This window comes from Curtobacterium sp. HSID17257 (genome assembly GCF_003989515.1).
In the GTDB taxonomy this organism is placed as follows: Bacteria; Actinomycetota; Actinomycetes; order Actinomycetales; family Microbacteriaceae; genus Curtobacterium.
The window spans coordinates 1-9,334 of sequence record NZ_RBLU01000122.1; the positions used below are offsets into that span (position 1 = coordinate 1).

The following is a 9,334-nucleotide window of genomic DNA, read 5'->3' on the forward strand; positions in this document are numbered from 1 at the left end:
ACGGTGGTGCCCGCGACCTCGACCAGCGCCACGGTCGCGGCGACCGGTCCCGCGACGCCTCGCCGTGCCGGGCGCCGAGCTGCCGCACGTGGTGTCCTACGAGGACGCCCTGCGCGACGGGGTGCCGCCGGGCACCGTGGCGGTGATCGGCGGCGGTGGCATCGGCGTCGACACCGCGGCCTTCCTGGTCGAGTCGCCCGACGAGGCCGTGCGTGCGGCGGAGTTCGCCGCGCGGTGGGACGTCACCGTGGCCGACGACCTGGTCGGCGACGTCCCGCAACGGCTGCCCGCGGTGGGACGGACGCTCCGGACCGGTGCCGACGTGACGGTGCTCCGACGGTCCGGGAAGTTCGGCCAGGGGATCGGCATCACGTCCCGCTGGGTGGCCGTCGGGCGGCTCCGCGACGCGGGGGTGCGGATGATCGGCGGGGTGCAGGAGTACCTGCGCATCGAGCCCGGCACGCTGTGGATCCGCGACGAGGACGGTCGGGAGACCGCGGTGCCCGCCGACCACGTCGTGGTGTGCGCCGGACAGGAACGCTCGCCCGCGGTCGAGGGTGTCACCGAAGGCGTCGTCGCCGAGGGCGTCGCCGGAGCGGGGCTCGCACCGGGCCTGGCCGCCGCCGGGGTGCCGTACGCCGTCGTCGGTGGTGCCCGCGACGCCAGGAGCGTCGACGCGGTCCGCGCCACGAGCGAGGCGATCGACGCGGTCCGTACCCTCGCGCCGTGACACCACGGCGACCACGGCGCGTCCCGGCTCGCTTCTCCGGCGGAAACCTGCAAGAATGAACGGTCGAATCGCGTCTGCTCGACCCTCTATCCAGCAGGTCGCGACTTCCTTCGAGCTTCCACCGCGCGTGCCCCCACGCCCGCGGTTCCGGTTCAACCACAACAACACGCAACAGGAGTAATTGTGGCTGTCAAGATCCGTCTCAAGCGTCTCGGCAAGATCCGTGCGCCCTACTACCGCATCGTCGTCGCCGACTCGCGCACCAAGCGCGACGGTCGTGTGATCGAGGAGATCGGTCAGTACCATCCGACCGAGGAGCCCTCGGTCATCAAGATCGAGTCCGAGCGTGCGCTCTACTGGCTCGGCGTCGGCGCGCAGCCGACCGAGCAGGTCGCGGCGCTCCTCAAGCTCACCGGCGACTGGGGCAAGTTCAAGGGCGAGGGCAACACCGAGTCCACCGTCAAGGTCGCCGAGCCGAAGCAGGCCTTCGTCGCGGACACCGCCAAGAAGGCCGTCCTGAAGCCGAAGTCGGAGAAGACGGCCCCCGCCGCCGCTCCGGCCGAGTCGGCCGACGACGCCGCCGAGACGACCGAGGCCTGATTCCTTGCTCGACTCTGCGCTGACGCACCTCGTCAAGGGGATCGTCGATCACCCGGACGACGTCCGCGTCGCCAGTTCCACCTCTGCGCGTGGCGAGGTCCTCGAGGTGCGTGTGCACCCCGAGGACCTCGGTCGCGTGATCGGTCGCGCCGGACGGACCGCAAAGGCGCTCCGCACCCTCGTGTCGGCTCTCGCCGACGGCAAGCGGGTGCGGGTCGACGTGGTCGACACCGATTCCTAGGGAGACGACCCAACTCCGGGTGGGTCGCATCACGAAGGCGCACGGGCTCAAGGGCGGCATCAAGCTCGAGCTCTACACCGACGACCCGGATCGTCGGTTCACGCCGGGGGCGGAGTTCACGCTCCAGGTCCCCTCGGACTCGCCGTGGTCGGGCAAGACCCTGACCATCGACGAGCTCCGCTGGTACAACGGCCACCCGGTCGCCTTCTTCGAGGGCGTCGCGGACCGCACCGCTGCTGAGTCCCTCGCGCGGGCGATCCTCTGGGTGGAGCAGGACGCCGACGCCGAGACCGGCGAGGACGACGCCTGGTACGACCACCAGCTGGTCGGCCTGCGCGTGCTCCGCGACGGCGTCGAGGTCGGGACGGTCGCACGTGTGGACCACCTGCCCGCACAGGACCTGCTCGCGATCGACACCCCGTCGCGCGGCGAGGTGCTGGTGCCGTTCGTCTCGGCGATCGTGCCGACGGTCGACATCGCGGCGGGCACCGTCACGGTGACGCCGCCGACGGGACTGTTCGAGGACCCCGAGGACACCTCGCGGCCCGAGACGGTCACCCCGACCGACCCGCAGGGCTGATCGTGCGGATCGACATCGTCACGATCTTCCCGGAGTTCTTCTCCGTCCTCGACGTCTCGCTCCTCGGCAAGGCCCGCGTCGACGGGCTGCTCGACGTGCACGTGCACGACCTGCGGCACTGGACGACCGACCGGCACCGCACGGTCGACGACACCCCGTACGGCGGTGGGGCCGGCATGGTCATGAAGCCCGAGCCGTGGGCGCAGGCACTGTCGTCGATCCTCCGCGAGGACGGGTCGTCGACGCTCGTGGTCCCCACCCCCGCCGGGACCCCCTTCCGCCAGTCGATCGCCCGGTCACTGGCCGCCGAGCACGACCACCTCGTCTTCGCCTGCGGGCGGTACGAGGGCATCGACGCGCGCGTGTTCGCGTGGGCTGCGGAACGGTGCTCGGTCGTCGAGCTCTCGCTGGGCGACTACGTGCTGAACGGCGGCGAGGTCGCCGCGATGGCGATGATCGAGGCGGTCGGCCGACTCGTCCCCGGCGTCGTCGGCAACCCGGAGTCGCTCGTCGAGGAGTCGCACGAGGACGGCCTGCTCGAGTACCCCTCGTACACGAAGCCCTCGGTCTGGCGGGACCTCGAGGTGCCGGACGTCCTGCTCAGCGGGCACCATGCCCGCGTCGCCGCCTGGCGGCACGAGCAGCAGGTGGAGCGGACCCGTCGGGTCCGTCCGGACCTGCTGCCCGACGCGTAGCGCCTGCCCGCTGCCCGCTGCCCGCTGCCGAGCCTGTCTGTCTGGCTGCCCGGCTGTCGGTCCGTACCGCGGAAGCGACAGGCTGCCGCCGCTTGTTCGGAGTGATCTGTCGCTCCCGCGGACGTGTCCGGACGGGAGGCGCGGGGCGGGGCCGCACCGCGCCTCCCGTCCGTCAGGCGGTCGCCTCGGCGCGCTGGGCGCGACGCAGGGTGAGGACCTCGGGACCGGCTTCGGTGACCGCGACCGTGTGCTCGACGTGCGCTGCGCGCGAGCCGTCGACGCTCTTCAGCGTCCAGCCGTCCTCGTCCTGCACCAGCTCGTCGGTGCCCTGCATGAGCCACGGCTCGATCGCGACCACGAGACCGGGGCGGAGCTTCAGGCCGCGGCCCGGGCGGCCGTCGTTCGGGACGTGCGGGTCACCGTGCATGGTGCGCCCGACGCCGTGTCCGCCGAACTGCGTGTTGACGGTGAAGCCGGCGTCCTTCGCGACCCGGCCGATGGCGTACGAGACGTCGCCGAGCTTGTTGCCCGGCCGGAACTGCTCGATGCCGGCGGCCAGTGCGCGCTCGACCGTCTCGACGAGTCGCTGGTCCTCGTCGCGGGCCGTGCCCACCTGCACCGTGACGGCGGAGTCCGCGACCCAGCCGTCGACACTCGCGGCGAAGTCGAGGCTGACGAGGTCGCCGTCGACGAGCACGCGGTCGTACGGCAGGCCGTGGAGCGCTGCGTCGTTCACCGACGTGCACAGGTTGCGGCCGAAGGGGGAGTTGCCGAACGAGGGGTGGTAGTCGACGTAGCAGCTCACCGCGCCGCGGTCGGCGATCATCCCCGCGGCGACGCGGTCGAGGTCGAGCAGGTTCACGCCGACGTCGACGGTCTCGAGCAGCTCGTCGAGGACGTCGGCGACGAAGCGGCCGGCGGCGCGCAGGCCCTCCAGCTCGGCGGGGGTGCGGAGTTCGATCATGCGTCCATCCTGGTCGTTTTGCGTGCGGGCGTCCCTGTGGCATGATGGACCGCTGTGCCCTGGCTGGACTCTGCCACGGGGGAGTCGCCGATTCCGGGCACGCACACTTCTTTCCACACACCGATCCGCGGCGACCCGTGCGCGTCCGCAGAGAGTGAACGAACATGCAGCTCCTCGACCACGTCGACGCAGCGTCCCTGCGCACCGACGTCCCGGACTTCCGCCCCGGCGACACCATCAAGGTGCACGTCAACATCATCGAGGGCACGCGTTCGCGTGTCCAGGTGTTCCAGGGTGTCGTCATCGCCCGTCAGGGCCACGGCCTCGGCGAGACCTTCAAGGTCCGCAAGGTGAGCTTCCAGGTCGGCGTCGAGCGCTGGTTCCCGGTGCACTCGCCGATCATCGACCACATCGAGGTCGTCACCCGCGGTGACGTCCGTCGCGCGAAGCTGTACTACCTGCGCGAGCTCCGCGGCAAGGCGGCCCGCCGCAAGATCAAGGAGAAGCGCGACGCCTGATCGCCTTCACAGTGAGGGTCCGCGAGCCGGGTTCCACTGGACGCCCCCCGCCGATGTACGGTTGTGCATCGACGGGGGGCTTTCCCGTTGAGCGCGCCCCACGGGGCGCCGGGTCTTCCACGCCCGACGAGTGCGGGCGTGGGTCGGCACGCTGCTCGAGCGTGCTCGTGAACGAGAGCGGACATGACGGACACCACGCAAGGATCGGGGCGCCGCCCACGGGCCGAGAAGCAGGGCAACGGCGTCCTGACGTTCCTGCGGGACCTCGTCATCATCTTCCTCGCGGCACTGCTCGTCTCGTTCCTCGTGAAGACGTTCCTGATCCGGTCGTTCTACATCCCGTCGGAGTCGATGGAGAACACGCTGCAGGTCAACGACCGGGTGATCGTCAACGAGCTCGTGCCGGACGTGGTGTCGCTCAAGCGGGGCGACGTCGTGGTCTTCAAGGACCCGGGCGGGTGGCTGAGCGGCGCGGACGTGCCGAGTGTCGCGCCCACGACGCAGCCGGCGAAGGCGATCGACTGGCTCCTCACCCAGGTCGGTCTGGGGACCGGCGACAGCGACGACCACCTGATCAAGCGGGTGATCGGCCTGCCGGGTGACAAGGTGACGTGCTGCAACGACCTCGGGCAGATGTCGGTGAACGGTGTCCCGCTCAAGGAGCCGTACACGCTGCTGCCCAGCGGTGCGCCGGCGTCGGCCGACCCGTTCTCCGTCACCGTGCCGGAGGGCACGATCTGGGTGATGGGCGACAACCGGAACGACTCGAAGGACTCCCGCTACAACCGGGACACGCCGTCCAAGGGCTTCGTGCCGCTGTCGGACGTGACCGGCAGGGCGTTCGTCATCTCGTGGCCCACCAGCCGGTGGACCTGGCTCGACGACTACCCCGATGTGTTCGCGGGCGTGGAGGAGAAGGACCGGTGACCCCGGTCCGGCCCTCGCTGCGGGTCGAGAAGAAGCTGCTCGGCTCCGGTCGGGTGACGGTGATCGGCATGGACGAGGTCGGCCGCGGCGCCATCGCCGGCCCGGTGGCCGTCGGGGTCGCGGCGGTGACGCTCGACATCGGGCGGGTGCCGCAGGGGCTCGCCGACTCGAAGCTGCTGTCCGCTGCTCGCCGCACCGAACTCGTGCCGGTCGTCCGACGGTGGGCGCGCACCGCCGTGGGCATGGCGTCGGCGGACGTGGTGGACCAGCAGGGGATCGTGCCCGCGCTCGGGCAGGCAGGCGCGGCGGCACTCGGCGTCCTCGTCCGTGACGGGCTGTGCCTCGACGACGCCGTCGTGGTGCTGGACGGGTCGTTCGACTGGTTGTCGCGAGCCGTCCCCACCGACCTCGTCGCCAACGGTGGTCCACTCGACGTCGTGGTGCGCGTCAAGGCTGACCGTGACTGTGCCTCGGTCGCTGCCGCGTCGGTCGTGGCGAAGGTCGAACGGGACGCCCTGATGGTCGCCGCGCACGAGGACGCGCCGCACTACGGCTGGGCGTCCAACAAGGGGTACGGGTCCACTGCGCACTACGACGGCATCCGCTCCGTCGGCGCGCACCCGCTGCACCGGAAGAGCTGGCTGCACCAGGCGTCGAGCGTCGCCCTCGACGGCTTCGACGAGCTCTCCGTCGCGGGCTGATCGGGCTGCGTCCACGCCCGCTCGACTCGCCGTAGACTGTGCGGGCGATGGATGACGACGAATTCGACGACTACGACCGCGAGGTCGAACTTGCCCTGTACCGCGAGTACCGCGACGTCGTGTCGCAGTTCCGGTACGTGGTCGAGACCGAGCGGCGGTTCTACCTGGCGAACGAGGTCGACCTCGTCCGCCGTGACACCGAGCACGACTTCTACTTCGAACTCACGATGAACGACGTGTGGGTCTGGGACGTCTACCGTTCGGATCGCTTCGTGAAGTCCGTCCGCGTGCTCACGTTCAAGGACGTGAACGTCGAGGAACTCACGTCTCGTGAACTCGAACTCCCCAAGGAACTCGCACTCGACGAGTGATCCACAGTTTCTTCGGAATTGCGACTCGGGTGCTTTTCCGAACACATTCCTGCAATTGTCGCGCTACGGTGGTGGGGAAGCTTTCCCCGTGACTCGTCGTCGCGGGGGCCACAATCCCTCACACCAGGAGCACGACATGGCACAGAAGGTCACCGTCCAGCTCGTCGACGACCTCGACGACTCGCCCATCGCCGCAGGCGAAGGCCGCACCGTCGAGTTCGCGTTCGACGGTTCGAACTACGAGATCGACCTGTCCGACGACAACGTCGACAAGTTCCGCGAAGCGATCTCCGACTACGTCGCGGCGGCGCGGAAGGTCTCCGGTCGTCGTTCCGGCAGCAGCAACGGTTCTGCACCGAAGTCCGCGCCGAAGCGCGGGAACTCCGAGGAACTCGCGAAGATCCGCGAATGGGCCAAGGAGAACGGCTACGAGGTCTCGAGCCGCGGCCGTATCTCGACCCAGGTGCAGGAAGCGTACGCAGCCGCGCACTGACGCACGATCGCACGAGACCCCGGATGCCCTGACGGCGTCCGGGGTCTCGTCATTCCTGCACAGCATTTCCATCACAACTGCTCGTCCACAGTTCTGGTGTGCGGCCGATGGCACGGGGATGCATTGCCGCATCGTCGTCGGTGGAGGCGACGACATGGAACGACGAACACTCGGTGCGTACGGCGAGGACCGCGCGGTGGAATGGCTCACGGCGCGCGGGTACCGGTTGGTGGAGCGGAACTGGCGGTGTGCCCGGGGCGAGGTCGACGTCGTCGCCTGGCACGGGCGGACCCTGGTCTTCATCGAGGTCAAGACGCGAGCGGGCACGGCGACGGGGCACCCCTTCGAGGCGATCACCGCGGTGAAGACCGCGCGGCTCCGACGCCTGGTGCCGATGTGGTTCGCCGCGCACCCGGACATGCACGCCCCCGCCGTCCGACTCGACGCGGTGGCGGTGCACGTCGCCGGGGACGTGTTCGGGATCGAGCACCTGGAGGGGATCCTGTGACCGGCATCGGCCGGTCCGCGGCGGTCGCCCTGCTCGGGGTCACCGGGCGGCGGATCGAGGTCGAGGCGCACCTGACGAGTCAGCTGCCCGCGTTCAGCATCATCGGGCTGCCGGACACCTCGTTGGGCGAGGCCCGGGAGCGGGTGCGGGCAGCAGCGGCGAACGCCGGTGCGCCCCTCCCGGCCCGACGGATCACGGTGAACCTGACGCCGGCGGCGATCCCGAAGCGCGGGTCGGGGTTCGACCTCGCGATCGCCATGGCCGTGCTCGCCGGGGCCGAGGTCGCCCCCCGCGTCAGCGAGCGGGTCGTGTACATCGGGGAGCTGGGGCTCGACGGTCGGGTCCGACCCGTCCCCGGAGTGGTCCCGATGCTGCTCGCGGCACGGGACGCCGGAGCCGAGCGGGTCGTGCTGCCCGCGGGCAACCTCGACGAGGCGCGGTTCGTGCGTGGCGTGGAGGTGCGTGCCGTGGACTCGCTCCGTGCCGCGGCGATCGACGCCGGAGCGCTCCTGCCGCCGGTCGAGGTCGATCCGGTCACCGCTCCGCCGGTGCTCCCGGAACGCTCGCCCGTCGCCGAACTGGCCGACGTCGTGGGCAACCCCACCGGCGTCCGGGCGGTCGTGGCGGCTGCCGCCGGGGGCCACCACGCCCTGCTCGTCGGACCGCCGGGTGCCGGCAAGACGATGCTCGCCGAACGGCTGCCCGGGTTGCTCCCCGACCTCGACGACGACGCGGCCCTCGAGGTCGCGGCCGTCCGGTCCGTGGCCGGGCACGGTGTCGCGTCGTGGACGACCAGGCCGCCGTGGGAGGCCCCGCACCACTCGGCGTCGGCGGTGTCCCTGATCGGCGGGGGCTCCGGAACGGTCCGGCCGGGAGCCGTGTCGCGTGCGACGCAGGGCGTCCTGTTCCTCGACGAGGCACCCGAGTTCCCGCGCGCGGTGCTGGACGCACTGCGACAGCCGCTGGAGTCCGGTCGGATCACCGTCCACCGCGCGGCCGGGGCCGCCGAGTTCCCCGCACGCTGCCAGGTCGTGCTCGCCGCGAACCCGTGCCCGTGCGGCAACGCCGGGTCGGTGCAGCAGCCGTGCGAGTGCCCGCCGGCGACCGTCCGTCGGTACCTCGGCCGCATGTCCGGGCCGCTGCTCGACCGCATGGACATCCGGGTGCGCGTCCCGCGGGTGACGACCGGGCTCATCCGCGGTGAGGACGGGACGACCCCCACCACGGCTGCGGCACGGGCGATGGTCGAGGCGGCGCGGGGCGCGATGCGGACTCGGCTCGCCGGCACGGGGTGGACCCGGAACGCCGAGGTGTCCGGCGCCTGGCTCCGCGGCCAGGGGCGTTCGGAGCCGGGCGCCACGGAGCCACTCGACCGGGCGCTCGACCTCGGCACGCTGACGATGCGCGGCTGGGACCGGACCATGCGGCTCGCCTGGACCCTCGCCGACCTGCAGGGCGACGACCGTCCGGGTGCACGGCACGTGCGCGAGGCGCTCGCGCTGCGGAGTGCGCTGTGAACGAGGCGCAGGACCTGCTCGGGACGGTCGCGGCAGCCCTCGGTCCGGGCGGTGCCGACGCGGTCGACCCGGTCGAGGCAGCGGCACGGGTGGCGTGGTCGACCGTCGTCGAGCCCGGTGATGCCGTGGCCGGGCTGCTCGTGCAGGTGCTCGGAGCAGAGCGTTCGTTCGCGCTGGTGCGCGCTGCCGTCGACGACGGGCCGAGGAACCTGCTCGACGCATGCGCGGATCGACAGGTGCCCGGTGCGGAGTCCCCGGGGTCCTTCGCCCGGACGCTGCGGGTCGCCCTCGAACGGTGGGGCCCGCGGCTCGGACGGGTGGACGTCCTGACGACGCTGGCCGCCGCGGGCACGGTCGGCGCGCGACTCGTCGTCCCGGGCACGGCAGCGTGGCCGGCCGGCGTCAGATCGGAAGAGCGTCGTGGAGGGAAAGAGGGGGGCCCTATGTGTAGGTCTCCGTGCGCGGCTGTGGAATAAAAAAAAAAAGAAA

At 71.2% G+C, this 9,334-nt stretch carries 14 protein-coding genes; 13 read left to right on the forward strand and 1 reads right to left on the reverse strand.

Going from position 1 to position 9,334, the window contains the following annotated elements; genetic code table 11:
* The 5 genes from D8M35_RS14045 to trmD form a co-directional block, all read left to right on the forward strand.
* Positions 1 to 730: FAD-dependent oxidoreductase (locus D8M35_RS14045; RefSeq protein WP_161972675.1), on the forward strand; the 730-nt coding region annotated here is incomplete at its 5' end.
* A gap of 183 nt (positions 731 to 913) precedes the next feature.
* Positions 914 to 1,330: a 30S ribosomal protein S16 gene (rpsP, locus tag D8M35_RS14050; protein ID WP_066654835.1), complete on the forward strand. Its 417-nt coding sequence runs from the start codon at positions 914 to 916 to the stop codon at positions 1,328 to 1,330.
* 4 nt (positions 1,331 to 1,334) lie between these two features.
* The gene (locus D8M35_RS14055; RefSeq protein WP_058730104.1) at positions 1,335 to 1,571 is read left to right on the forward strand and encodes an RNA-binding protein; all 237 of its coding nucleotides are present in this window, start codon (positions 1,335 to 1,337) and stop codon (positions 1,569 to 1,571) included.
* Between the two features lie 19 nt (positions 1,572 to 1,590).
* Positions 1,591 to 2,151, forward strand: a complete 561-nt coding sequence (gene rimM / locus D8M35_RS14060; protein ID WP_209823444.1) for a ribosome maturation factor RimM — start codon at positions 1,591 to 1,593, stop codon at positions 2,149 to 2,151.
* 2 nt (positions 2,152 to 2,153) lie between these two features.
* Complete coding sequence (gene trmD, locus D8M35_RS14065; protein WP_126892412.1) at positions 2,154 to 2,846, forward strand: tRNA (guanosine(37)-N1)-methyltransferase TrmD; 693 nt, start codon at positions 2,154 to 2,156, stop codon at positions 2,844 to 2,846.
* Positions 2,847 to 3,018: 172 nt separating this feature from the next.
* On the opposite strand, the gene map is transcribed toward trmD, so the two are convergent.
* Complete coding sequence (gene map, locus D8M35_RS14070) at positions 3,019 to 3,810, reverse strand: type I methionyl aminopeptidase (RefSeq protein ID WP_126892413.1); 792 nt, start codon at positions 3,808 to 3,810, stop codon at positions 3,019 to 3,021.
* A 164-nt stretch (positions 3,811 to 3,974) separates the two neighbouring features.
* Between map and rplS the strand changes: the two genes are divergently transcribed.
* The 8 genes from rplS (at position 3,975) to D8M35_RS14110 (ending at position 9,321) form a co-directional block, all read left to right on the forward strand.
* Positions 3,975 to 4,328, forward strand: a complete 354-nt coding sequence (gene rplS / locus D8M35_RS14075; protein ID WP_058730094.1) for a 50S ribosomal protein L19 — start codon at positions 3,975 to 3,977, stop codon at positions 4,326 to 4,328.
* 183 nt (positions 4,329 to 4,511) lie between these two features.
* Positions 4,512 to 5,255 carry a signal peptidase I gene (lepB, locus tag D8M35_RS14080; protein ID WP_058730093.1) on the forward strand — a complete coding sequence of 248 codons (744 nt, stop codon included), beginning with the start codon at positions 4,512 to 4,514 and terminating at the stop codon, positions 5,253 to 5,255.
* Complete coding sequence (locus tag D8M35_RS14085; RefSeq protein WP_174234756.1) at positions 5,252 to 5,956, forward strand: ribonuclease HII; 705 nt, start codon at positions 5,252 to 5,254, stop codon at positions 5,954 to 5,956. The genes lepB and D8M35_RS14085 overlap by 4 nt, the downstream gene beginning before the upstream one ends.
* 47 nt (positions 5,957 to 6,003) lie before the next feature.
* A complete protein-coding gene (locus D8M35_RS14090) occupies positions 6,004 to 6,327 on the forward strand; it encodes a DUF2469 family protein (protein ID WP_058730091.1) in 324 nt (107 codons plus the stop codon).
* Positions 6,328 to 6,463: 136 nt separating this feature from the next.
* Positions 6,464 to 6,820, forward strand: coding sequence for an Lsr2 family protein (locus tag D8M35_RS14095; RefSeq protein ID WP_126892414.1), 357 nt, complete (start codon positions 6,464 to 6,466; stop codon positions 6,818 to 6,820).
* A 154-nt stretch (positions 6,821 to 6,974) separates the two neighbouring features.
* Positions 6,975 to 7,328 (forward strand): YraN family protein, encoded by a 354-nt coding sequence (locus D8M35_RS14100; protein WP_126892415.1) that lies wholly within the window; start codon positions 6,975 to 6,977, stop codon positions 7,326 to 7,328.
* Positions 7,325 to 8,845 (forward strand): YifB family Mg chelatase-like AAA ATPase, encoded by a 1,521-nt coding sequence (locus D8M35_RS14105; protein WP_126892416.1) that lies wholly within the window; start codon positions 7,325 to 7,327, stop codon positions 8,843 to 8,845. The genes D8M35_RS14100 and D8M35_RS14105 overlap by 4 nt, the downstream gene beginning before the upstream one ends.
* Entirely contained in the window at positions 8,842 to 9,321 is a 480-nt protein-coding gene (locus D8M35_RS14110; protein ID WP_126892417.1) for a hypothetical protein, read from the forward strand. Before D8M35_RS14105 ends, D8M35_RS14110 begins: the two co-directional genes overlap by 4 nt.
* Positions 9,322 to 9,334: the final 13 nt, after the last annotated feature.